The sequence below is a fragment of the Streptomyces sp. NPDC048825 genome, from assembly GCF_043198355.1.
Taxonomy (GTDB): Bacteria; Actinomycetota; Actinomycetes; order Streptomycetales; family Streptomycetaceae; genus Streptomyces; species Streptomyces xiangluensis.
Genome location: NZ_JBICUR010000015.1, coordinates 116597 through 139377, shown reverse-complemented (window position 1 = coordinate 139377; position 22781 = coordinate 116597). Strand labels below are relative to the sequence as shown.

General features: G+C 69.2%; 23 protein-coding genes. 2 read left to right on the top strand and 21 right to left on the bottom strand.

Annotated elements, in window-relative coordinates; translation table 11 throughout:
• Positions 1-2 precede the first annotated feature (2 nt).
• Entirely contained in the window at positions 3-980 is a 978-nt protein-coding gene (locus ACGFNK_RS32035; RefSeq protein WP_165340549.1) for an aspartate carbamoyltransferase catalytic subunit, read from the bottom strand.
• Positions 981-1100: 120 nt separating this feature from the next.
• Positions 1101-1673 carry a bifunctional pyr operon transcriptional regulator/uracil phosphoribosyltransferase PyrR gene (pyrR, locus tag ACGFNK_RS32030; protein WP_386346885.1) on the bottom strand — a complete coding sequence of 191 codons (573 nt, stop codon included), beginning with the start codon at positions 1671-1673 and terminating at the stop codon, positions 1101-1103.
• A 264-nt stretch (positions 1674-1937) separates the two neighbouring features.
• Here pyrR and bldD point away from each other — a divergent pair, with 264 nt between their 5' ends.
• Positions 1938-2438 carry a transcriptional regulator BldD gene (gene bldD / locus ACGFNK_RS32025; RefSeq protein WP_033321790.1) on the top strand — a complete coding sequence of 167 codons (501 nt, stop codon included), beginning with the start codon at positions 1938-1940 and terminating at the stop codon, positions 2436-2438.
• A 150-nt stretch (positions 2439-2588) separates the two neighbouring features.
• Here bldD and nusB read toward each other — a convergent pair whose 3' ends face one another.
• From nusB to ACGFNK_RS31930, 19 genes are all read right to left on the bottom strand, one after another.
• Positions 2589-3020: a transcription antitermination factor NusB gene (gene nusB, locus ACGFNK_RS32020; RefSeq protein WP_344388093.1), complete on the bottom strand. Its 432-nt coding sequence runs from the start codon at positions 3018-3020 to the stop codon at positions 2589-2591.
• 2 nt (positions 3021-3022) lie between these two features.
• Entirely contained in the window at positions 3023-3589 is a 567-nt protein-coding gene (gene efp / locus ACGFNK_RS32015; RefSeq protein ID WP_149510572.1) for an elongation factor P, read from the bottom strand.
• A gap of 59 nt (positions 3590-3648) precedes the next feature.
• The gene (locus ACGFNK_RS32010) at positions 3649-4764 is read right to left on the bottom strand and encodes a M24 family metallopeptidase (RefSeq protein ID WP_393421458.1); all 1116 of its coding nucleotides are present in this window, start codon (positions 4762-4764) and stop codon (positions 3649-3651) included.
• A 535-nt stretch (positions 4765-5299) separates the two neighbouring features.
• Entirely contained in the window at positions 5300-6187 is an 888-nt protein-coding gene (locus ACGFNK_RS32005; RefSeq protein ID WP_393421456.1) for a Pro-rich N-terminal domain-containing protein, read from the bottom strand.
• A 162-nt stretch (positions 6188-6349) separates the two neighbouring features.
• On the bottom strand, positions 6350-7450 hold the full coding sequence (aroB, locus tag ACGFNK_RS32000; protein WP_388676332.1) for a 3-dehydroquinate synthase: 1101 nt from the start codon (positions 7448-7450) through the stop codon (positions 6350-6352).
• A complete protein-coding gene (locus tag ACGFNK_RS31995) occupies positions 7447-7965 on the bottom strand; it encodes a shikimate kinase (RefSeq protein ID WP_344388086.1) in 519 nt (172 codons plus the stop codon). Before ACGFNK_RS31995 ends, aroB begins: the two co-directional genes overlap by 4 nt.
• Positions 7962-9146: a chorismate synthase gene (gene aroC / locus ACGFNK_RS31990; protein ID WP_386346898.1), complete on the bottom strand. Its 1185-nt coding sequence runs from the start codon at positions 9144-9146 to the stop codon at positions 7962-7964. Before aroC ends, ACGFNK_RS31995 begins: the two co-directional genes overlap by 4 nt.
• A gap of 167 nt (positions 9147-9313) precedes the next feature.
• Positions 9314-9574: a hypothetical protein gene (locus ACGFNK_RS31985; protein WP_393421453.1), complete on the bottom strand. Its 261-nt coding sequence runs from the start codon at positions 9572-9574 to the stop codon at positions 9314-9316.
• A 45-nt stretch (positions 9575-9619) separates the two neighbouring features.
• Entirely contained in the window at positions 9620-10459 is an 840-nt protein-coding gene (locus ACGFNK_RS31980) for a shikimate dehydrogenase (protein ID WP_393421451.1), read from the bottom strand.
• Positions 10440-12263, bottom strand: a complete 1824-nt coding sequence (gene mltG / locus ACGFNK_RS31975) for an endolytic transglycosylase MltG (RefSeq protein WP_393421618.1) — start codon at positions 12261-12263, stop codon at positions 10440-10442. Before mltG ends, ACGFNK_RS31980 begins: the two co-directional genes overlap by 20 nt.
• A gap of 124 nt (positions 12264-12387) precedes the next feature.
• A complete protein-coding gene (gene ruvX, locus ACGFNK_RS31970; RefSeq protein ID WP_386346904.1) occupies positions 12388-12852 on the bottom strand; it encodes a Holliday junction resolvase RuvX in 465 nt (154 codons plus the stop codon).
• Between the two features lie 17 nt (positions 12853-12869).
• On the bottom strand, positions 12870-15542 hold the full coding sequence (alaS, locus tag ACGFNK_RS31965; RefSeq protein WP_393421449.1) for an alanine--tRNA ligase: 2673 nt from the start codon (positions 15540-15542) through the stop codon (positions 12870-12872).
• Positions 15542-15892, bottom strand: a complete 351-nt coding sequence (locus ACGFNK_RS31960) for a DUF6167 family protein (protein WP_393421447.1) — start codon at positions 15890-15892, stop codon at positions 15542-15544. Before ACGFNK_RS31960 ends, alaS begins: the two co-directional genes overlap by 1 nt.
• A 7-nt stretch (positions 15893-15899) precedes the next feature.
• Positions 15900-16355: a DUF948 domain-containing protein gene (locus ACGFNK_RS31955; protein WP_386346909.1), complete on the bottom strand. Its 456-nt coding sequence runs from the start codon at positions 16353-16355 to the stop codon at positions 15900-15902.
• A gap of 198 nt (positions 16356-16553) precedes the next feature.
• Complete coding sequence (rpsD, locus tag ACGFNK_RS31950) at positions 16554-17168, bottom strand: 30S ribosomal protein S4 (RefSeq protein ID WP_033324931.1); 615 nt, start codon at positions 17166-17168, stop codon at positions 16554-16556.
• A 346-nt stretch (positions 17169-17514) separates the two neighbouring features.
• On the bottom strand, positions 17515-18870 hold the full coding sequence (locus ACGFNK_RS31945; protein ID WP_393421445.1) for a replication-associated recombination protein A: 1356 nt from the start codon (positions 18868-18870) through the stop codon (positions 17515-17517).
• 109 nt (positions 18871-18979) lie between these two features.
• Positions 18980-19621 carry a vitamin K epoxide reductase family protein gene (locus tag ACGFNK_RS31940; protein ID WP_393421443.1) on the bottom strand — a complete coding sequence of 214 codons (642 nt, stop codon included), beginning with the start codon at positions 19619-19621 and terminating at the stop codon, positions 18980-18982.
• Between the two features lie 126 nt (positions 19622-19747).
• Positions 19748-21010, bottom strand: a complete 1263-nt coding sequence (gene hisS, locus ACGFNK_RS31935) for a histidine--tRNA ligase (protein ID WP_393421441.1) — start codon at positions 21008-21010, stop codon at positions 19748-19750.
• Between the two features lie 12 nt (positions 21011-21022).
• Positions 21023-21736 carry an MBL fold metallo-hydrolase gene (locus ACGFNK_RS31930; RefSeq protein WP_393421439.1) on the bottom strand — a complete coding sequence of 238 codons (714 nt, stop codon included), beginning with the start codon at positions 21734-21736 and terminating at the stop codon, positions 21023-21025.
• 167 nt (positions 21737-21903) lie between these two features.
• Here ACGFNK_RS31930 and ACGFNK_RS31925 point away from each other — a divergent pair, with 167 nt between their 5' ends.
• Positions 21904-22749, top strand: coding sequence for a peptidylprolyl isomerase (locus tag ACGFNK_RS31925; RefSeq protein WP_393421437.1), 846 nt, complete (start codon positions 21904-21906; stop codon positions 22747-22749).
• Positions 22750-22781: the final 32 nt, after the last annotated feature.

Sequence of the window (22781 nt, the reverse complement as noted above, 5' to 3'; positions counted from 1 at the left end):
TCTTACTTCTCCTCGGTACGGCTGTGGGTGACGGCGGGCTCATTGCCGCCCAGGAGCAGGTACAGGACCGCCATGCGGATCGAGACGCCGTTGGCGACCTGCTCGATGGCGGTGCAACGGTCGGAGTCGGCGACCTCTGCGGTGATCTCCATGCCGCGGACCATCGGCCCGGGGTGCATCACGATGGCGTGCTCAGGCATCCGCGCCATACGGTCGCCGTCGAGGCCGTAACGCCGCGAGTACTCGCGCTCGGTCGGGAAGAAGGCCGCGTTCATCCGCTCGCGCTGGACGCGCAGCATCATCACCGCGTCGGACTTGGGCAGCGTGCTGTCGAGGTCGTACGACACCTCGCAGGGCCAGGTCTCCACGCCGACCGGCAGCAGGGTGGGCGGGGCGACGAGGGTGACCTGGGCGCCGAGGGTGTGCAGCAGGTCGACGTTCGAGCGGGCGACCCGGCCGTGCAGGATGTCGCCGACGATCGTGATGCGCTTGCCGTCGAGGTCCTGCCCGAGCCCGGCGTCCCGTCCGACGAGGCGGCGCCTCATCGTGAAGGCGTCGAGCAGGGCCTGGGTGGGGTGCTGGTGGGTGCCGTCGCCGGCGTTGATGACGGCGGCGTCGATCCAGCCGGAGGTCGCGAGGCGGTACGGGGCTCCGGAGGCGCCGTGCCGGATGACGACGGCGTCGACGCCCATCGCCTCCAGGGTCTGGGCGGTGTCCTTCAAGGACTCGCCCTTGGAGACGCTGGACCCCTTGGCGGTGAAGTTGATCACATCCGCGGAGAGGCGCTTCTCGGCGGCCTCGAACGAGATCCTGGTACGGGTCGAGTCTTCGAAGAAGAGGTTGACGACGGTGCGGCCGCGCAGGGTCGGCAGCTTCTTGATCGGCCGGTCGGCGACCCGGGCCATCTCCTCGGCGGTGTCGAGGATCAGGACGGCGTCGTCGCGGGTGAGGTCGGCGGCCGAGATGAGATGACGCTGCATCTGTCAGGCTCCGTAAGGCAGTTCAGTTCGGGAGGCGAGGGCCCGGCGGGAGGTCGCAGCCGGGCAGGCAGGCACGCACAGGCGCGCTCGGGGGCTTACGCAGGGACGTAGGCCGGAGTGCTACTGCTGCGCGCCCGGTGCGGGCTGCTTCGCGCCGAGCAGGACGGTGTCGCGACCGTCCTCCTCGGCGAGCTGGACCTTGACCGTCTCCCGCAACGACGTGGGGAGGTTCTTGCCGACATAGTCGGCGCGGATCGGGAGTTCTCGATGGCCCCGGTCGACGAGGACCGCGAGCTGCACGGCGCGCGGACGGCCGATGTCGTTCAGCGCGTCGAGCGCTGCGCGGATGGTGCGGCCGGAGAAGAGCACGTCGTCGACGAGGACGACCAGCCGGCCGTCGATGCCGTCGGCCGGGATGTCGGTGCGGGCCAGCGCACGCGGCGGGTGCATGCGCAGGTCGTCGCGGTACATGGTGATGTCGAGTGAGCCCACCGGGATCTTGCGGTCGGTGATCTCCTCGAGCTTGGCGGCGAGCCGCTGGGCGAGGAAGACGCCCCGGGTCGGAATGCCGAGAAGCACCACGTCGTCGGCGCCCTTGGCGCGCTCGACGATCTCGTGGGCGATGCGGGTCAACACCCGCGCGATGTCGGGGCCTTCGAGCACGGCCCGGGATTCTGACTGCTGTGTGTCCATACGAGACGGACCTCCTTCTCCGCCTCACGGGACGGACCTTAAAGGACGTCGGAATTGCGCCAACAACGGTACCAGCCCGGCAACGGCCCTGATCACCCCCCTGCAGTCACTCCTGCACCACCTGACGTCACTTCTGCCGGGATCGCACGGATGGGGCGGGCGGGACCATTCGGCTTGACGGGGAAGAGTAACGCTGCGTAACCTCACAGTGAGTCACCAGCCGCGCGGCAGAACCGCACGTCGACACAGTGTCCGGGGAGCTATATGTCCAGCGAATACGCCAAACAGCTCGGGGCCAAGCTCCGCGCGATCCGTACCCAGCAGGGCCTTTCCCTCCACGGCGTCGAGGAGAAGTCCCAGGGCCGCTGGAAGGCGGTCGTGGTCGGTTCTTACGAGCGCGGCGACCGCGCCGTGACCGTACAGCGCCTCGCCGAGCTGGCGGACTTCTACGGCGTTCCGGTGCAGGAGCTGCTGCCGGGCACCACACCGGGCGGCGCCGCCGAGCCGCCGCCGAAGCTGGTCCTGGACCTGGAGCGACTGGCCCACGTCCCGGCCGAGAAGGCGGGCCCCCTGCAGCGTTACGCAGCGACGATCCAGTCCCAGCGTGGCGACTACAACGGCAAGGTGCTCTCGATCCGGCAGGACGACCTGCGCACCCTGGCCGTCATCTACGACCAGTCCCCCTCGGTCCTCACCGAGCAGCTGATCAACTGGGGCGTCCTCGACGCGGACGCGCGTCGCGCGGTCTCCCACGAGGAGGGCTGACTGGCGTCAGCCCTCTGAAGAAACGTGCCGCCGGGGTGGCCGGAACCTGAGCGTTCCGCCCACCCCGGCGGCTTTGTGTCGGCCGCCCGCGCAGAACACGTCGGAGGGCCCGCAGCCGAGGCTGCGGGCCCTCCGTGACGACCTGTGGCGCTACTCGTCGCGGCGCAGCGAAGGCTTGAGGTCCTTGAAGCGGCCCAGAAGGCCGTTCACGAAGGCCGGGGACTCGTCCGTGGAGAATTCCTTCGCGAGCTGGACCATCTCGTCGAGGACGACGGCGTCCGGAGTCTCGTCGACCCAGATCAGCTCGTACGCGCCGAGGCGCAGGATGTTGCGGTCGACGACCGGCATCCTGTCCAGCGTCCAGTCGACCGCGTACTGCGCGATGAGCTCGTCGATGCGCGGGACACGCTTGGCGTAGCCCTCCACCAGCTGCATCGTGTACTCGCTCACCGGCGGCTGCCGGGTGTCGGTCCGGGAGTGCCGGATCCAGTCCGCGAGGACCGTCAGGACGTCCACGCCGCGCTGGTCGCCCTCGAAGAGGATCTGGAAGGCGCGCTTGCGGGCCGTGTTGCGGGCAGCCACGGTTAGCTGTTCACCCGGCCGAGGTAGTCGCTCGTGCGGGTGTCGACCTTGATCTTCTCGCCGGTGGTGATGAAGAGCGGCACGTTGATCTGGTGGCCGGTCTCCAGGGTGGCGGGCTTGGTGCCACCGGTGGAGCGGTCGCCCTGGACGCCCGGCTCGGTCTCCTGGACCACCAGCTCGACGGCGGCCGGCAGCTCGACGAAGAGCACCTCGCCCTCGTGCTGCGCGACGGTCGCGGTGAAGCCCTCGATCAGGAAGTTGGCGGCGTCGCCGACGGCCTTGCGGTCGACCATCAGCTGGTCGTAGGTCTCCATGTCCATGAAGACGAAGTACTCGCCGTCCATGTACGAGAACTGCATGTCGCGCTTGTCGACAGTGGCCGTCTCGACCTTGACACCGGCGTTGAAGGTCTTGTCGACGACCTTGCCGGAGAGCACGTTCTTGAGCTTGGTGCGCACGAAGGCCGGGCCCTTGCCGGGCTTGACGTGCTGGAACTCGACGACGGACCAGAGCTGGCCGCCTTCGAGCTTGAGCACCAGGCCGTTCTTGAGGTCGTTCGTGGAAGCCACGGTTGCGGAATCTCCTGGACTGACGTGGACGACCCCGGGGCAAGCGCACAGCTCGGAGGCTAGAGCGCGAGCAGCTCCTTGGTCGTGATGGTGAGTAGCTCGGGTCCGCCGTCCGCCTCAGGGCGTACGACGAGCGTGTCATCGATCCGGACACCGCCCCGGCCCGGGAGGTGGACCCCCGGTTCGACGGTGACCGGCACGCAAGTGTCCAGTTTACCCATGGCCGCGGGGGCCAGCTGAGGGTCCTCATCGATTTCGAGCCCTACACCGTGCCCGGTCAGCGGAGAAAGACCGTGTCCGTACCCCGCGGAGTCCAGCACCTGGCGGGCGGCGCGGTCCACGTCGCGGTATTCGGCGCCGGGGATGAGCGCCTCGCGGCCGGCCCGTTGGGCGGCGAAGACGAGGTCGTAGAGCTCGATCTGCCAGTCGGCGGGCGAGGTGCCGATCACGAACGTACGGCCGATCTCGCAGCGATAGCCGCGGTAGGTCGCCCCCAGGCACACGGAGAGGAAGTCGCCCTCCTCGACCCGTCGGTCGGTTGGACGGTGGCCGCGACGCCCCGAGTTCGGTCCGGTGCCGACGGAGGTCGCGAAGGCCGGGCCGTCGGCGCCGTGGTCGACGAGGCGGCGCTCCAGCTCCAGGGCGAGGTGGCGCTCGGTGCGGCCGACGAGGATCGATTCGAGGAGTTCGCTCAGGGCCTGGTCGGCGATCTCGGCGCCGATCCGGAGGCAGGAGATCTCCTCCTCGTCCTTGATGACGCGCAGCTGCTCGACGGCGCCGCCGAGGTCGGTGAGGCGCAGGCGGGGTGTCACGGAGCGGATGGCTCTGTGGCGGGCCACGGTGAGGTGGTGTTCCTCGACGGCGAGGGACTCGGCGCCGTCCGCCACGGCGAGATCGGCCGCGGCGACGGCCGGGTCGCCGCGGCCGTCGGCGGCTCCCGGCAGCGTCTGGATCCGCAGGGCTTCGTCGGGCCGCTCGTCGTCGGGGTGCGCGCCGAGCGGGCCCGCGCACACCATCAGGTCCGTTCCCTTGCCCAGCAGGAGAACGGCGCCGCGGGGGGCCGCGCCCGCGAGGTAGCGGACGTTGGCGGGGCGTGACACCAGCGCGGTAGCGCTGCCGCTGGCTGCACATCGCTCCCGGAGCCGTTCGCGGCGGGCCGCGTACACCTCTGACATGACCCGAGCCTACGAGGGGTGGGCGGATGGTGCCGGTTCAGGTTGGGCCGGGCGGGTTTCGTGGTCTACGTCGGCTGCGGTCCGTTGTCGCTGGTCGCGCCCCGCGGCGGAGCCGCTGATGTCACAGCCCCGCGCCGCTGGGTGGTCGCTGGGTCGGGGCCGTGGGCTGGTGCGTCAGCCCGTCGCTGGGTGGGCATACGACCCTCCGCTCCCACAGGGCGCAGGCGGCCTGAGACAGAACCTACGCGACGGGCATACGACGCACCGGCCCACGGCCCCTCCCGCCGGTGGGAGGCTGCGGGTAGTTGGGGGTACAGGCGCGAGGGGCGTCGCGGGCTTACTCCGGGCCCGGGGAGCCGCAGGCTTTTTAGGGGCGCGGGGCTGCTGTGACATCAGCGGCTCCGCCGCGGGGCGCGACAAGCCACGACGGGCCCGCAGTCGACCCACGACCTGTCACTCCCACCCCCTTGGGGGCCTGGGGGCGCAGCCCTCAGTTACGGGAAGGGGCGGGCTTGGGGAAAAGGAAACCCCCTGCTCACCACTGCGGCGGGCTCGCAACCGACCGCGCCAGCACATCGTCAAGGACACGCGCCGTCGTCGGAACGTCGAGCTGGGAGTTGTCGATGATGGGAAGCCCGGACCCGTACCAGCCGGCCATCCGGCCATGGATGCGGGCGACTTCCTCATCGGTAAGGCGGCGATTTCCGGAGCGCTCGGCATTGCGCTCCAGAACTATCTCCAGGCCCGGCAGGAGAACGACCGGCAGCAAGCCGGGCCCCACGTGCCGCTTCCAGCCGCCAAGGCCGACGACCGGCCGGTCCGGAAAGACGGCGTCGTCCAGGATGCAAGAGATGCCGTTGGCAAGGAAGTTGCGCGCGGCGAAGCCGCAGGTTCGGCGGGCGAGACGATACTGCGCCTCCGAGTGGTCGTTCCATCCCGACTGCGGGTCCGCGAAGCCCGAGCGCACCCATTCCCGTACGTCATCAAGGCTGATGTGCGCGGTGGGCACCCGCCGATGGCCGGCCCAGTACTTGGCGACGCTCGTCTTCCCGGCACCAGCGGGCCCTATGAGCAGCACGGCCAGCGTGGTGGACGCCAGATCGGGCGTACCCGCGGCAGGCGGCGGGCTCGGCATCGCGACGGGCCCGCCCGGCGGCAGTTGCACATGCCCCGTGGTGTCCGGCATCGGCGCGGGCGCGTGCTGGGGCGCCGCGTGATGCTGCTGGACGGGCGCGTGCCCCGGAGGGTGCGGCGCGGCGGGTCCGGGCGGTCCGGCGAAACCCGGAGGCGGGTTCACGGGCGCGGGACCCGCGGGGGCACCCGAGTGCGCGCCCGGGTGTTGCGCGGTCGGCGAAAAGCCGGCGGCCGGCTCCTGCCCCGGCTGGTGGGGCGGCGGCAGCGGAGACCCCACTGCGTGCTGCATCCGGTGCCACTCCGTCTCGTAGCTCTTGGCGCTGGCAGCGGGACACCTGCCCCGCTCCCTACCGAACGGTACCGTCCCCGGCCGCCGTTTGGTGAACGGCCGGGGTGGGTCCGAAGTGCCCATGGGCACAAGGCAAATCGGGCGAAGTGGCCTCCTGCGGAGCTATTCGCCCACTTCTCCGTAGGCGGCGAGCAGGACGGCCGGATCGGGGCCCTCCAGGACCGTGGGCTTGGCAAGTCCGTCCAGGACGATGAAGCGCAACAGGTCGCCTCGGGACTTCTTGTCGACCTTCATGGTCTCCAGCAACTTGGGCCACTGGTCGTAGCGGTAGTGCAGCGGCAGGCCCACGGACTGCAGGATGGTGCGGTGCCGGTCGGCGGTCTCGTCGTCCAACCGGCCTGCCAGGCGGCCGAGTTCGGCGGCGAAGTGCATGCCGACGGCGACGGCGGCGCCGTGCCGCCACTGGTAGCGCTCGTTCTTCTCGATGGCGTGGCCCAGGGTGTGGCCGTAGTTGAGGATCTCGCGCAGCCCCGACTCCTTGAGGTCGGAGGAGACCACCTCGGCCTTGACCTTGATGGAGCGCTCGATGAGTTCGGCGGTGTGCGGACCGTCCGGTCCGCGTGCCCCTTCCGGATCGGCCTCGATCAGCTCGAGGATCCGCGGGTCGGCGATGAACCCGGCCTTGATGATTTCCGCGAGCCCGGACACGAAATCGTTGACCGGCAGCGAGTCGAGGGCGGCCAGGTCACAGAGCACCCCTGCGGGCGGGTGGAAGGCGCCCACCAGGTTCTTGCCCTCGGCGGTGTTGATGCCGGTCTTGCCGCCGACCGCCGCGTCCACCATGGCCAGTACGGTCGTCGGGATCGCGATCCAGCGCACCCCGCGCAGCCAGCTCGCGGCCACGAACCCGGCCAGGTCGGTGGTCGAGCCGCCGCCCACTCCGACGATCACGTCGGTGCGGGTGAAGCCGGACTGCCCGAGCGCCTTCCAGCAGTACGCGGCGACTTCGGCCGTCTTGGCCTCCTCGGCGTTGGGCACCTGGATGGCCACCGCGTCGAAGCCCTGCCCGGCCAGATCGGCCCGGACCGCCTCGCCGGTCTCGGCCAGCGCCTCCGGGTGGACGACCGCGACCCGCTTCGCCCGAGGGCCGATCAACACGCCCAGTTCGCCGAGGAGTTGGCGGCCCACCAGCACCTCGTACGGCTCGGTGCCGGCCGTACCGCCGACCTGGATCCGGGTGACCGTCTGGTCCTGCTCGCTCATGCCTGCTTCAACTCCAAGGCGTCGAGGACCGCTTGGGCGACCTCCTCGGGAGTGCGGTCGTCGGTGGCGACGACCGCACGGGCGACTTCGGTGTAGAGGTGGCGGCGGGCCTCCATCAGCTCGCGCCACTGGCGGCGCGGGTTGACCGCGAGCAGCGGCCGGGCCACGTTCAGCCCGGTGCGCTTGGCGGCCTCCTCGACGTCCATCGACAGGTACACCACCGGCAGCCCGTGCAGCAGCGCCCGGGTGTCGGCATCGAGGATGGCGCCGCCGCCGAGGGCGAGTACGCCCTTGTGCTCGGCCAGTGCCTGGTGCACCGCCCGCTTCTCGATCGCGCGGAAGGCCGGCTCGCCCTCCTCGACGAAGATGTCCGCGATGGTGCGCCCCTCGGCGGCGACGATGTCCTCGTCGGTGTCCCGGTGGCCGACTCCGAGCCGCTCCGCGAGCAGCGCGCCCACCGTCGACTTCCCGACGCCCATCGGCCCGACGAGTACGACCACGGGTCCTGCGCTCATCGGATCGCCAGGTTCTCGAGGTACGAGGTGACGTTGCGCCGGGTCTCCGTGACGCTGTCTCCGGCGAACTTCTCCGCCACCGCGTCCGCAAGGACCAGCGCCACCATCGCCTCCGCGACGATGCCGGCCGCCGGGACCGCGCAGACATCCGAACGCTGGTGGTGGGCCTTCGTCGCCTCACCGGTCACCACATCGATGGTGGCCAGCGCGCGCGGCACGGTCGCGATCGGCTTCATCGCTGCGCGTACGCGCAGCAGTTCACCGGTGGTCAGCCCGCCTTCGGTGCCGCCCGAACGGCCCGTGGCCCGCTTGATGCCCTCGTCGGTCTGCACGATCTCGTCGTGCGCCTTCGAGCCCGGCACTCGCGCCAGGTCGAAGCCGTCGCCGACCTCGACGCCCTTGATGGCCTGGATGCCCATCAGCGCGGCCGCGAGTCGCGCGTCCAGCCGCCGGTCCCAGTGCACGTGCGAGCCCAGGCCCACCGGCACTCCGTACGCCAGCACCTCGACCACACCGCCCAGGGTGTCGCCGTCCTTGTGAGCCTGGTCGATCTCCTCGACCATCGCCCTCGACGCGTCCTCGTCCAGGCACCGCACCGGGTCCGCGTCGAGCTTCTCGACGTCGGAGGGCTTGGGGTAGACGCCGTACGGAGCCTTCGCCGCGGCCAGCTCGATGACATGCGAGACGATCTCGATGCCCGCCGTCTCCTTCAGGTACGAGCGCGCCACCGCACCCAGCGCCACCCGCGCCGCCGTCTCCCGCGCGGAGGCCCGCTCAAGGACCGGCCGGGCCTCGTCGAAGCCGTACTTCTGCATGCCCGCCAGGTCCGCGTGACCGGGCCGGGGCCGGGTCAGCGGCGCGTTGCGCGCCAGCTCGGCGAGCACGGCCGGGTCCACGGGGTCGGCCGCCATGACCTGCTCCCACTTGGGCCACTCGGTGTTCCCCACCATGATCGCGACCGGCGAACCGAGCGTCAGCCCGTGCCGGACACCGCCCAGGAAGGTGACCTCGTCGCGCTCGAACTTCATCCGCGCGCCGCGCCCATAGCCGAGGCGCCGCCGTGCCAGGTGGTCCGCCACCATCTCCGTGGTGATCGGCACGCCGGCGGGAAGACCCTCCAGCGTCGCGACAAGTGCGGGACCGTGGGACTCCCCCGCGGTCAGCCAGCGCAACCTGCTCAACGGTGCTCCTCGATACTCGCGCCCTGGTACTGCGTACTGCCTGTGCGTACGCGCGTCCTCGCATACGGCGACGGCGTGACCGGGTGCGCGGCCCTGGCCCGCCACTGTCGATCCTCCCACGTCCGCTCCCGAGGACCTGGCGCAGGTCCATCAGGCGGACGGCTCGGTCAGGTCGTGGCGTCGTTGTACGGCTGCTGGGGGGCGTACGCACCGAGGTAGTCGGCGCCGCGCGCCCCGTCCGGCACGTCGGGGATGGGCGTGATCGGGCCGAGCGCTCGTCGGAGGGCGCGTCCGCGGCGCCACTTGACGATCCGGAAAACGATAAAGCCGCCGACTGCCAGTCCGATCGCCGTGTATTGCAGCCAGTCCGGCAGGAAATTCAGCGTGGCCTGGAAGATTTCCGACTTCCAGGATGCATGCGTGGTCATGAAGATTCCCCCTCGGTCCCGCCCCCTGCGGAACCGGAAAGAATCTTAACGTCCGGCGAGGGCGTGTTCTCCCGCTTTTCGCATGGCACCCAGCGGGGCCGGCGCACGCCCCGTCATCTGCTCGACCTGGAGGGCGGCCTGGTGCACCAGGAGGTCGAGGCCGCTGACGACGGCGCCGCCGTACGCGGACCAGCGGGCGGCGAGTGCGGTCGGCCAGGGGTCGTACAGGACGTCGAAGAGCGTGGCGGGGCGCCCGGGGACGGCGGAGGCGAGGGCATCGGTGGTGCCCGCCGGCGTCGTGGCGACCACCAGCGGCGCGTGCAGCGCCCGCTCGGCGTCCGCCCAGTCCGCGATGCGTACTTCGGTCTCCAGCCGTTCGCCCCACTGCCGCATCTCGGCGGCGCGCGCCTCGCTGCGGACGTACGCGACGATCTCGCCCGGGCAGATCCGTGAGACGGCGGCCAGCGCGGACGAGGCGGTGGCGCCCGCGCCGAGGATGGCGGCGGAGTCGACCTGCTCGATCCCGTGCTCCCGCAGGGCGGCGACCATGCCGGGGACATCGGTGTTGTCACCGTTGCGCCGGCCGTCCTCGCTGAACACGACGGTGTTGACCGCCTCGACGGAGGCCGCCGTCGCACTGATCCCGTCGAGCAGCGGAATCACGGCCCGCTTCAACGGCATCGTCAGCGACAGCCCGGCCCACTCCGGTCCGAGCCCCTCGAGAAAGCCGGGCAGAGCGGCCTCGTCGATCTCGAAACGGTCGTACGACCAGTCCCCCAGCCCCAGATCCGCGTAGGCGGCTCGGTGCAGGACCGGGGAGAGGGAGTGGGCGATGGGCTTGCCGAGCACGGCGGCCCGGCGGGCCTCAACTGCCCGAGCGCGCATTGAACTTGTCCTTGAGCCTCTGGAATTCGTCATGCGTCTTGGCGAATTCGGTCTTTTTCACACCGTCGGTCGCCACGAAGTAGTACCAGCCGTCGTCGGTGGGATCGAGCGTCGCCTTGATGGCTACATCGCCCGGGTTTCCAATCGGGCCCGGCGGCAGTCCCTTGTTCGTATACGTGTTGTACGGGTCCTTGTTGCTCTTGATCTCCGACTCGCTGATGTCGATATTGCTCTCGTTCTTCAAGTAATTGAAGGTCGAGTCGAACTGCAGGGCCCCGTAGGTCTCGGGGTTGGCGAGGTCGAGGCGGTTGTAGACCACTTCCGCCATCTTGCGGTAGTCGTCGCTGGTCTTGCCCTCGGCCTGGACAAGGCTCGCGACCGCGACGACCTCCAGCGGGTTGTCGAGCTTGAGTTCCCTGGCCTTCGCCTCCAGGTCGTACTCGGTGTACTTCGCCTTGGCCTGAGCGACCATCTTCTTCAGGACGTCCTCGGGCTTCATGCCCTTTGCGGCGGCGTAGGTGTGCGGGTAAAGGAAACCTTCCAGCGGATCCTTGATGTCGTCGTTGTTGTTCGCCCAGTCAGGAAGTCCGAGGCTCTCGTACTTCTCCTTGGCGACGTTCGCGGTGGTGCCCTTTTTGAGTCCGAGCCTCTGGTCGATCGTCGCGTAAACCGTGCTGTTGCGCTGACCCGGCGCCACGATCATGTTGTTCTGGCTCTTGGGGTCGAGCATCATATTCACGGCGCTTTCGGCGGACATCTCCTTCTTGAGGAGATAGACGCCGGCCTGGATCCGCTGCCCTTCGGGATTCTGCGACTGCGCCGACACGAACGCGTCGACGCTCTTCACCACGCCCGCCGCCTTCAGCTTCTGGCCGATCTCGTAGCCGCCCGAACCCTTGGCGATCTCGACCATCACTGTCTGGCTGGTGCCGTCGCCCGCATAGTCCGGCGCCTCGCCGAAACGGCTTTGGTAGAACTGGTAGCCGTAATAGCCGCCTCCGCCGACACCACCGACGAGGACCAGTGACACGACCAGGCAGGCGCAGCCATTGCGACTCTTCTTGCCGGTCTTCCCCTTGCCCTTGCCCTTTCCTTTGCCGCGCTTCCCGTCCGACGGGTCGTCGTCGAAGTCGTCGTCATCGTCGCTGCCGCCCGAGAAGAAGGCGTGCTCGCCCTGATCCGGTCCCGGGTCCCAGTCGGTCGGCGGCGCGGGCTCGGGTTCGCGTTCGGTTCGGCGACGGCTCGGCGGCTGCGGGGGCGGGTACGCGTCGGGAGTCCCGTAGTAGTCGGACTGCTGACCGCCGTACGGGGCCTGCTGGGCCTGCTGGCCTCCGTACGGATCGCCGGATTCGGATCCGTACGGGCCGTGCCCCTGGCCATGCCCCTGCTGCCCGGTGTCCCAACCCCTGTTGTACTGCTGGCCGTTCTGGCCCTGATACTGCTGGCCGTTGTTGTGGCCTTGATACTGCTGGCTGTTGTTGTGGCCCTGATACTGCTGGCCGCCGTTCTGGCCCTGATACTGCTGGCCGCCCTGATCGTAGTACTGCTGCTGATCCGGGCCGCCGTACTGCTGCTGTCCCTGGGCATAGTGCTGCTGCCCCTGGTCGTAGCCGGACTGCTGCCTGTTGCCCCAGTCGCCGTACTGGTTCTGCTGCTGCGGCTGCTGCGAATAGTGCTGCTGCTGGCCGCCGTAGGAAGGGGACTGGGCCGCCTGGCCGTCCTGTCCTCTCCATCCGTCGTCCCCGAACAACGGGTCCTCAGGATGCCACGGTTCGGAGCCTTGGCCCCGGCCATAATCAGTCATCGATCCCCTAGAAGCCGCGAGGCGGCGGTCGCGCGGCGCGTGTGGCCCGGCTCCCATCCGCCTCTCTGCTGTGCGGAGGCTGTTCGAACGCCTCCGCATCGCGCGGAACGTTACCGTACCGCGATCAGATGACCACTTCGACGCCATCCCCGGGAGCTTTACCTGACACCCGTTCGGATTCCAGCGCCTGCTGCAGGATGATGACGGCGGCGGCCTGGTCGATGACGGACCTGCCCTTCTTGGCTTTCACGCCCGAAGCACGCAGTCCCTGACTTGCCGTGACTGTGGTCATCCTCTCGTCCACGAGTCTGACCGGAACCGGGGCGAACATGCGGGCCAATTCCTGGGCGAAGGCACGGACCTTGACCGCGGCCGGGCCCTCGCCCCCCTTGAGGGAGCGAGGGAGGCCGACGACGATCTCGATCGGTTCGTACTCTTCGACGAGTTGCTTCAACCGCCGCTGGGCCGCCGGGACGTCGCGGCCCGGGACGGTTTCCACCGGGGTGGCGAGGATCCCGTCGGGGTCACACGAGGCGACCCCGATCCGGGCGTCCCCGACGTCGATGGCGAGCCGGCGTCCCCGGCGCATGACGCGTTCGTCTCCGCTCACTTGGCCGTCTCGGCCACAAGGCGCTCGACGGCCTCGACGGCCTCTCCGATGGCGGCCGGGTTCTGGCCGCCGCCCTGGGCGAGGTCGGGCTTGCCGCCACCGCCGCCACCGAGGGTCTTGGCGGCCGTACGGACCAGGTCGCCGGCCTTGAGGCCGCGCTCGCGGCCGGCCTCGTTGGTGGCGATGACCGTCAGCGGCTTGCCGTTGACGGTCGTGAACAGGGCGACCACGGCGGCTCGTCCACCCTGGATGCGGCCCCGTACGTCGAGGACCAGCTTGCGCAGGTCGTCGGCGGTCGTGCCGTCCGGTACCTGGCCAGTGACGAGGGCGACACCGCGTACGTCCTTGGCGCCCTGGGCGAGACCGGCGGCGGCCTGGAGGACCTTCTCCGCGCGGAACTTCTCGATCTCCTTCTCGGCGTCCTTCAGCTTGCCGAGCATGGTGGAGACCTTCTCGGGCAGTTCCTCCGGTCGGCCCTTGATCAGCTCCTGGAGCTGGGCGACGACCGTGTGCTCGCGGGCGAGGAAGTTGTAGGCGTCGACGCCGACCAGGGCCTCGATGCGGCGTACGCCGGAGCCGATCGACGACTCGCCGAGGAGCTTCACCAGGCCCAGCTGGGCGGTGTTGTGCACGTGCGTACCGCCGCACAGCTCCTTGGAGAAGTCGCCGATGGTGACGACGCGCACGCGCTCGCCGTACTTCTCGCCGAACTCGGCGATGGCGCCCTGCTTCTTGGCCTCGTCGATGCTCAGGATCTCGGCGTGGACGTCGAGGTCGCGGGCGAGCACCTCGTTGATCTTCTGCTCGACGTCCGTCATCACGGCCGTGGGCACGGCGGACGGGGAGCCGAAGTCGAAGCGGAAGCGGCCGGGCTGGTTCTCGGAGCCGGCCTGGGCGGCCGTCGGGCCGAGGGCGTCACGCAGGGCCTGGTGCGTGAGGTGCGTGGCCGAGTGGGCGCGGGCGATGGCCTTGCGGCGGCGTACGTCGATGACGGCCTGGGCGGAGGCGCCGACGGTGACCTCGCCGACCTGGACGACACCCTTGTGGACGTACACGCCCGGGACCGGCTTCTGGCAGTCGCGGACCTCGATGACGGCACCGGAGTCGACCTTGATGCGGCCCATGTCGCCGATCTGACCGCCGCCCTCGGCGTAGAACGGGGTGCGGTCGAGGACGATCTCGACCTCGTCGCCCTCGGTGGCGGCGGGGGACGAGACACCGTCGACGAGGATGCCGACGACCTTCGACTCGCCCTCGGTGTGCATGTAGCCGATGAAGTCGGTCTCGCCCGAGTTGTCGGCGATCTCGCGGTAGGCGCCCAGGTCGGCGTGGCCGGTCTTCTTGGCCTTGGCGTCGGCCTTGGCGCGCTCCCGCTGCTCCTTCATCAGGCGCCGGAAGCCGTCTTCGTCCACCGAAAGGCCCTGCTCGGCGGCCATTTCGAGGGTGAGATCGATCGGGAAGCCCCAGGTGTCGTGGAGCAGGAAGGCCTTGTCGCCGGCGAGGACCGTGCCGCCGGCGGACTTGGTCTCCGTGACGGCGGTGTCGAGGATGTTCGTGCCGGCCTTCAGCGTCTTGAGGAAGGCGGCCTCCTCGGCGAGGGCGACCGTCTCGATGCGCCGACGGTCGGTGATGAGCTCCGGGTACTGCTGGCCCATCACCTCGATCACGACGTCGATCAGGTCCTGGACGACGGGACCCGTGGCGCCGAGGAGACGCATGTTGCGGATGGCGCGGCGCATGATGCGGCGCAGCACATAGCCGCGGCCCTCGTTGCCGGGCGTGACGCCGTCGCCGATGAGCATCACGGACGTGCGGATGTGGTCGGTGACCACGCGCAGGGACACGTCGGAGTCGTGGGCGTCGCCATAGCGGACGCCGGTCAGCTCGGTGGCCTTGTCGATGACGGCCATGGAGGTGTCGATCTCGTACATGTTCTGCACGCCCTGCAGAATCATGGCGAGCCGCTCGAAGCCGAGGCCGGTGTCGATGTTCTTGGCGGGCAGGTCGCCGAGGATCGGGAAGTCCTCCTTGCCGGAGCCCTCACCGCGCTCGTACTGCATGAAGACCAGGTTCCAGATCTCCACGTACCGCTCGTCGTTGACGGCCGGGCCGCCCTCTTCTCCGAACTCCGGACCGCGGTCGTAGTTGATCTCGGAGCACGGTCCGCACGGGCCCGGGACGCCCATGGACCAGAAGTTGGGGCCCATGCCCAGGCGCTGGATGCGCTCGGCCGGGACGCCGATGACGTCGCGCCAGATGCGCTCGGCCTCGTCGTCCTCCTTGTAGACGGTGATCCAGAGCTTCTCCGGCTCCAGCCCGTAACCACCCTTATCCTGGGGCGAGGTGAGCAGCTCCCAGGCGTACTTGATGGCGCCTTCCTTGAAGTAGTCGCCGAAGGAGAAGTTGCCGCACATCTGGAAGAACGTGCCGTGCCGGGTGGTCTTGCCGACTTCTTCGATGTCGGGGGTGCGCACGCATTTCTGCACGCTGGTGGCGCGCGCGTAGGGCGGCTTGACCTCACCGAGGAAGTACGGCTTGAAGGGCACCATGCCCGCGTTGACGAGGAGCAGAGTCGGGTCGTCCGCGATGAGCGACGCCGAAGGGACGACGGTGTGCCCGCGCTCCTCGAAGAAGCTCAGCCAGCGGCGGCGAATCTCAGCCGACTCCATCAGTGGTCCTCATTCCGGTTGTACGAGTACGTCGACCGCTCGACGTACGTCGGGTTCTTGCTGTACTTCGGAGGCTTGCTGTTCTCCAGGGCGGCGACGCGCCGCGGGGAGGGCAGCTCGGGGTTCGCGTTCAGCCCGAGGGCCTCGTCGAGTTCGGCCTCGCGCTGGGCCATGCCGTCGCGGACGTCGAGCGCGAAGTCCTTGAGGCGATGGCCCGCTTCGAGCGCCTTGCCCGCGGCCTGGTTCGCGAGACTCTCGGGCGTCAGCTGCTTGAGCTTGCGGTTGACCTTGGTGGTGGCCCAGACCCCGGCGGCTGCGCCGGCGGTGAACCAGAACGTACGGCGGAACATCGCTGCGTCAGTCCTTCTTACCCCGGTTGTTCCGGCTGTTCCGCTTCTCCCGTCGCGCGGACGAAACGGTGCGGCCCACGATCACGGTACGGCGCTCCGACTTGGCGGGCGCGTCCTCACGTCGGCCGCCGATGGCCCTGCGTACGCCGTAGCCGAAGGCCGCCACCTTGACCAGCGGGCCGCCGAAGGTGGAGGCGACGGTCGTGGAGAGCGCCGACGCGTTCGACGTGACCTCCTGGACGTCGGAGGCGATCGCGTCGACCCGGTCGATCTGGGTCTGCGCGGAGCGCACCGCGGCGGAGGCGTCTGCCAGGAGCGGGACGGCCTGGTCGGTCACGTCCGCGACGAGCTTGGTGGTCGCCCTGAGCGTCTGGGCCAGCCTCGCGAGCGCCACCGCGAGGAAGGAGACCAGGATCGCCCAGAAGACGGCCACCAGGATCCCGGCCACCTCTCCACCGGACACTGCGCACCCGCTCCCTGCATTTCGTGCCTGCACATCTGAAAAGTCGTCTCACGAGCCTATCGCGCCCGGGATGGCGCTCCGTACCGGATTACGGCCAGGCCGTCGGCGGATGCGCGAAAGCCCGCCGCCTCGCCCGCCGGGAAGGGCGGGGAGACGGCGGGCCGACGCGCTTGTGGCGCTACGTCCGCTGAAAAGTGATCAGCGGGCGTAGTACTCGACGACGAGCTGCTCGTCGCAGATCACCGGGATCTCCTTGCGGTTCGGCTCGCGGTCCAGGCGGAAGGCCAGGGCGCGGAGGTTCACCTGGAGGTAGCGGGGGGTCTCGCCGTCGGGGGCGAAGCCACCCTCGCGGGCCACCTCGAACAGCGGCTTCTGGCGGCTGCGCTCGCGGACCATCACGACGTCGTCGGGCTTGACGCGGAAGGACGGCTTGTCGACCTTGTGGCCGTTGACCTCGATGTGGCCGTGGGTGACCATCTGGCGGGCCTGGTAGATCGTGCGGGCGATGCCCGAACGCAGGACCAGCGCGTCGAGACGGCGCTCGAGCTCGATGACCAGGGCCTCACCGGTCTTGCCCTGCGTCTTGGCGGCACGCTCGTAGGCACGGACGAGCTGGCGCTCGGACACGTCGTACTGCGCGCGCAGGCGCTGCTTCTCGAGCAGACGGACCTTGTAGTCCGAGTTCTGCTTGCGACCGCGGCCGTGCTCGCCCGGCGGGTAGGGGCGGGCCTCGAAGTACTTGACGGCCTTAGGGGTCAGCGCGATGCCGAGGGCACGCGACTTCTTGACCTTGGGGCGGGACTGGTTCGCCATGAACCAAACACCTCGTGTTTCTGATGCGAATACGGCTTCACCAGGGTTAGGGGAGGTCGCATCCGCAGCCTGGGAAACCCTGCGGGCCCTTGACGGACCTGCCGGGCAGCCGCTCCCTGGTCTGGGCACATACGTGCAGCACGCGAGTGGCCCACCGACCGCTCCGGGAGACCGGATGGTGGTGGGCTGCCCGCGACACCGTTCGACGGTGCGCGACGCTCCTGGATTCTCCCGCCTGTCGGCGAACAGCCGCTCGGCGAAGAGATTCCGGCTGGATGTCCCGTTCTGGTGGTGCCGACCGGAGCCGGACACGGGACTCAGCGCTGCAGAGAAGTCTACAGGGGGTTCAGGGCTGCTTCCGCCCGAGATGCTTTCTGGTCCACTCCACCGCGTCCGCGTAGCGCGCCTCGGCGCCGTGCCGGGTGGGCGTGTAGTACTCCCGGTCCTTGAGCGCGTCAGGGGCGTACTGCTGGGCGGCGATTCCCTCGGGCAGGTCGTGCGGATAGACGTACCCCTGCGCGTGCCCGAGCTTGGCCGCGCCCTTGTAGTGCCCGTCACGCAGGTGTGGCGGCACGGGGCCCGCATGTCCTTTTCGTACGTCCTCCATGGCGGCGCCGATCGCCATGGTCGCGGCGTTCGACTTGGGCGCCAGCGCGAGGGCGATGGTGGCGTGGCTGAGCGTGAGTGCGGCCTCGGGGAAGCCGATCATGGCGACGGCCTGGGCGGCGGCGACGGCTATGGGCAGCGCGTTCGGATCGGCCAGGCCGATGTCCTCGCTGGCGGAGATCATCAGTCGGCGGGCGATGAAGCGGGGGTCCTCGCCGGCCTCGATCATCCGGGCCAGGTAGTGCAGCGCGGCGTCCACGTCCGAGCCGCGGATGGACTTGATCAGGGCGCTCGCCACGTCGTAGTGCTGGTCGCCGTCGCGGTCGTACTTCACGGCGGCGCGGTCGACCGTCTCCTCCAGGGTCTGGAGGGTCACTTCCGTCTCCCCCTTGTCGAGCGCGGAGCCTGCCGCGGCCTCCAGGGCGGTCAGGGCGCGCCGGGCGTCACCGCCGGCGATCCGCAGCAGGTGCTCCTCGGTCTCCTCGGGGAGCGTGACGGCGTCCTTCAGGCCGCGCTCGTCGGTCAGAGCGCGCTTGATGAGACCGCGCAGGTCGTCGTCCGTGAGCGGTTCGAGGGTGAGGAGCAGAGAGCGGGAGAGGAGGGGGGAGATCACCGAGAAGTACGGGTTCTCGGTGGTCGCGGCGATCAGCGTCACCCAGCGGTTCTCGACGGCCGGGAGCAGGGAGTCCTGCTGGGCCTTGCTGAAGCGGTGGATCTCGTCCAGGAAGAGGACGGTCTCCTTGCCGAAGCCGCCGGTGGCACGGCGGGCGCCGTCGATGACCGTGCGGACTTCCTTGACGCCCGCGGTGATCGCGGAGAGCTCCACGAAGCGCTTGTTGGTGGCCTTGGAGACGACGTACGCGAGGGTCGTCTTGCCGGTGCCGGGCGGGCCCCAGAGGATTACGGAGGAGGGTCCGGCCGGGCCCCCGCCTCCTTCACCGACGAGCCGGCGCAGGGGCGATCCGGGCTTCAACAGGTGCTGCTGGCCCACGACTTCGTCCAGGATGCGCGGGCGCATCCGTACCGCCAGGGGGCTGCTGGACGGGTCCTTCTCCTGGCGTTCTTCTGCTGCGGCGGTGAACAGGTCGGGCTCCACGAGGAAAACCCTATGTCACGCGACTGACAACGCCCCGGGCCGCGGTCAGCCGGTCCGTTCGACGATCCGGACATCTGGTCCAGTCAGCCGGTGCGTTCAACTGGTCCGGTCAGCTGGTCCAGAACTCCCACCAGCGGGTCAGGATCAGCATGCCGATGATCCCGATGTGCAGCACGGGCAGCACCCAGGCGAACTCGCCGAGGAAGCCCTTCAGCCAGCCGGGCGCGGGCAGGAACCCGTGCCGGACGTTGAACGCGGTCACGGTCCAGAACATGACGATCGTGGCGACCCAGGCGAGGCAGCACCACAGGCACAGGGAGTTGATGTTGTAGAGCGACTGGTACATGAGCCAGGTGCAGAAGCCGACGCCGAAGAGCGTGCCCGCGTTGAAGGTCAGCCAGTACCAGCGCGGGAACGTGGCCCGGCCCAGGAGGCTCATGCCGACGCCGATGACGATGGCGTAGGTGACCAGGCCCAGCATCGGGTTGGGGAACCCGAAGACCGAGGCCTGGTCGCTCTTCATGATGTTGCCGCAGGAGACGACCGGGTTCAGGCTGCAGCCCGGAGTGAAGTTCGGGTCCTCCAGGAGCTTGAACTTGTCGATCGTGATGACCCAGGAGGCCAGCAGCCCGGCCGCGCCCGTGATCACCAGCAGGAGGGCGAGAGCGCGGCTCCCGCCCACCGTGCGTGGCGGGCCCTCGGCATGTGCCTGGTCGACTGAGACGCCTTCCCTGACTGTCGTCTTGCTCATCACGCCGTTTCCGTAGCTTGAGGGGGGTCGACGGGCACGGTCATTGTGCCGCACGCGCGCGCGTATCCACCGTTCGCTGGACATAAGGAGGTACGCACAGCGGCCCCGGAACGTTCGCTCGAAACGTCACCTCAGCCGTGCTTCCAACTCCGCCACGATCTCGTTCACCCCGACGGCCTCCTGCTCCCCGGACTCCATGTCCTTGAGCTGGACGACACCCTCGGAAAGGTCGCGCTCACCGGCGACGATGGCGTACCGCGCCCCACTTCGGTTCGCGCTCTTCATCGCCCCCTTGAGCCCCTTCCCGCCGTACGAGAAGTCAGCCGCGACGCCGACCTTGCGCAACTCGGTGACCACCCCGAAGAGCACCCGCCGGGCCTCTTCCCCGAGCGGCACCGCGAACACGCTGGTGGACGCGGGCAGTTGGAGCTCGACGCCTTCTGCCTCCAGGGCAAGGACCGTACGGTCGACGCCCAACGCCCAGCCGACCGACGGCAGCGCGGGTCCGCCGATCATCTCGGAGAGCCCGTCGTAGCGGCCGCCGCCGCCCACCGCGGACTGCGAGCCCAGACCGTCGTGCACGAACTCGAAGGTCGTCCGCGTGTAGTAGTCCAGGCCGCGCACCAGCTTCGGATCGTCCTCGAAGGAGACCCCGGCGGCCGTGATCAGCTCGCGGACCTCCTCGTGGTACGCCTTGCACGCGTCGCAGAGGTAGTCACGCAGCAACGGCGCCCCCACGAGCTGCTTCTGCACGTCGTCGCGCTTGTCGTCGAGGACGCGCAGAGGGTTGATCTGGGCGCGGCGCAGCGTGTCCTCGTCGAGTTCGAGCCCGCGCAGGAAGTCCTGCAGCGCGGCCCGGTACACCGGACGGCACTCCTTGTCGCCCAGCGAGTTGAGCAGGATGCGGAAGTTCCGCAGGCCGAGTGAGCGGTACGCCTGGTCCGCCAGGATGATCAACTCGGCGTCCAGCGCGGGGTCTTCGGCCCCGATCGCCTCCGCGCCCACCTGGGAGAAGTGGCGGTAACGGCCCTTCTGCGGGCGCTCGTAGCGGTAGTACGAGCCCGAATACCAGAGCTTGACCGGGAGGTTGCCCAGCTTGTGGAGGTTGGCCTCGAGCGCGGCACGCAGTACGGAAGCGGTGCCCTCGGGCCGCAGCGCGAGCTTGTCGCCGCCCTTGGTCTCGAAGGCGTACATCTCCTTGGTCACGATGTCGGTGGACTCACCGACCCCGCGCGCGAAGAGCTCGACACTCTCGAAGCCGGGCGTCTCGATGTAGCCGTAACCGGAGTTCCGCAGCGGGGCGGCGATCGCCTCGCGCACGGCGAGGAACTTCGCACTGTCCGGGGGAATCAGGTCGTACGTGCCCTTGGGGGCCTTGAAGGTGCTCACGGAAGTCTCTCGTCACATTCCTCGTCGAGGAGCGGATTCGGGATCCGCTGCCGGGCCGGCCGCCACCTGCCGCAGATACGGGTTGGTGGCGCGCTCCTGGCCGATGGTCGTCTGGGGGCCGTGACCGGACAGCACCACGGTCGAGTCGTCGAGCGGCAGGCACACGCGGGCCAGCGAGTCGAGCATCTCGGCCATGTCACCGCCGGGCAGGTCGGTGCGTCCGATGGAGCCGGCGAACAACAGGTCGCCCGAGAAGAAGATCGGCGGGATATCCGCCGCCTCGGGCAGCCCGAAGGTCACCGACCCCTTCGTATGGCCCGGCGCGTGCGCGACGGACAGCTCCAGACCGGCCAACTCCAGCTTCGCGCCGTCGGTCAGCTCCTTGACGTCGTCCGGCTCCCCCACGGTCAGCTCTCCCATGAGCGGCATCCCGATGGAACGGCCGAGACCCATCGACGGGTCCGTCATCATGTACCGGTCCTCGGGGTGGATCCACGCCGGTACGCCGTGCGCGCCGCACACCGGGACGACCGAGGCCACGTGGTCGATGTGGCCGTGCGTGAGGACGACGGCGACCGGCTTGAGCCGATGCTTCTTCAGCGTTTCCTCGACTCCCTCGGCGGCCTCGTGGCCCGGGTCGATGATCACGCACTCCTCGCCTGCGGCGGGGGCAACCAGATAACAGTTGGTGCCCCAGGCCCCGGCGGGGAACCCGGCAATGAGCACGATCGTCCTTCGGTATGTCGTAGGGGGGCGGGTGGCTGTGGACCAGAGCCTACCGGCGCTGCCGGAACCACAGCGAACCCATATACGGTACGGGGCACACGCAGGCGGTCGGCTCACAAGACGCACGCGTCCCACCTGACGTACGAGACGCATGAGGAGAGAACCCGGTGGTCACCCAGGAACAGCGGCGGCGTCAGCTCGCCCGGGAGAAGTTCTTGCGGCAGCAGCAGCGGCGTACGGCCGCGCGGCGCAAGGCACGTGTCCGCAACGCCTCCATCGCGTCGGCGCTCGGTGTGATCCTGGTGCTGGTCGGGGTCGCGACCATGACGGATGCCCTCAAGGGCGACGACACGAAGGACAACGCGAATGCGGAGGTGACCCCGAGCGCCTCCCCCAGCAAGGCGCCGGACCCCTGCGAGAAGCCCGCCGCGGGCAAGGTGAAGCCGCTCAGTTACAAGAAGGAGCCGGCGATGACCATCGACAAGTCGGCGGACTACACGATGAAGCTTGAGACGACCTGCGGCACGATGGACATCGAGATGCCGGCGTCGAAGGCTCCGCGTACGGTGAACTCGTTCAACTTCCTGGTGGGCAAGGGCTATCTGGACCACACCAAGTGCCATCGGCTCGTCCCCGAGGGCATCTACGTGCTCCAGTGCGGTGACCCCAAGGGTGATGGCACTGGCGGTCCCGGTTACACCATTCCGGACGAGAACCTGAAGGACGAGCGCCTGAAGGGGAAGGTGTATCCGGCGGGCACGGTGGCCATGGCCAACCAGTACAACGCGCAGACGAAGGAGGGCCGCGACTCCGGTGGCAGCCAGTTCTTCCTCGTGTACCAGGACAGTCAGCTGCCGCCCGACTACACGCCGTTCGGAACGATCTCCAAGGAAGGCATGGAGGTCCTGAAGAAGATCTCGGACGCCGGCGCCCAGCCCGCCGACCCCACGACTGGCACCACCGCACCGAATGCGACGGTCGTGATCAACAAGGCGACCGTGACGAAATCCTGATCGCCAGGTGCGGAATTTCGGTCGCGCGGTAT

Excerpts from the sequence above, each read along its gene's own strand:
- ruvX (WP_386346904.1), bottom strand. The coding sequence starts at position 12,852 with ATGCGCCGGGGACGCCGGCTCGCCATCGACGTCGGGGACGCCCGGATC.
- ACGFNK_RS31995 (WP_344388086.1), bottom strand. The coding sequence starts at position 7,965 with ATGAGCGCAGGACCCGTGGTCGTACTCGTCGGGCCGATGGGCGTCGGG.
- ACGFNK_RS31940 (WP_393421443.1), bottom strand. The coding sequence starts at position 19,621 with ATGAGCAAGACGACAGTCAGGGAAGGCGTCTCAGTCGACCAGGCACAT.
- mltG (WP_393421618.1), bottom strand. The coding sequence starts at position 12,263 with ATGACTGATTATGGCCGGGGCCAAGGCTCCGAACCGTGGCATCCTGAG.
- pyrR (WP_386346885.1), bottom strand. The coding sequence starts at position 1,673 with ATGGACACACAGCAGTCAGAATCCCGGGCCGTGCTCGAAGGCCCCGAC.
- ACGFNK_RS31960 (WP_393421447.1), bottom strand. The coding sequence starts at position 15,892 with ATGTTCCGCCGTACGTTCTGGTTCACCGCCGGCGCAGCCGCCGGGGTC.
- aroB (WP_388676332.1), bottom strand. The coding sequence starts at position 7,450 with ATGAGCGAGCAGGACCAGACGGTCACCCGGATCCAGGTCGGCGGTACG.
- ACGFNK_RS32005 (WP_393421456.1), bottom strand. The coding sequence starts at position 6,187 with ATGCAGCACGCAGTGGGGTCTCCGCTGCCGCCGCCCCACCAGCCGGGG.
- ACGFNK_RS32035 (WP_165340549.1), bottom strand. The coding sequence starts at position 980 with ATGCAGCGTCATCTCATCTCGGCCGCCGACCTCACCCGCGACGACGCC.
- ACGFNK_RS32010 (WP_393421458.1), bottom strand. The coding sequence starts at position 4,764 with ATGTCAGAGGTGTACGCGGCCCGCCGCGAACGGCTCCGGGAGCGATGT.
- alaS (WP_393421449.1), bottom strand. The coding sequence starts at position 15,542 with ATGGAGTCGGCTGAGATTCGCCGCCGCTGGCTGAGCTTCTTCGAGGAG.
- bldD (WP_033321790.1), top strand. The coding sequence starts at position 1,938 with ATGTCCAGCGAATACGCCAAACAGCTCGGGGCCAAGCTCCGCGCGATC.
- ACGFNK_RS31980 (WP_393421451.1), bottom strand. The coding sequence starts at position 10,459 with ATGCGCGCTCGGGCAGTTGAGGCCCGCCGGGCCGCCGTGCTCGGCAAG.
- rpsD (WP_033324931.1), bottom strand. The coding sequence starts at position 17,168 with ATGGCGAACCAGTCCCGCCCCAAGGTCAAGAAGTCGCGTGCCCTCGGC.
- ACGFNK_RS31985 (WP_393421453.1), bottom strand. The coding sequence starts at position 9,574 with ATGACCACGCATGCATCCTGGAAGTCGGAAATCTTCCAGGCCACGCTG.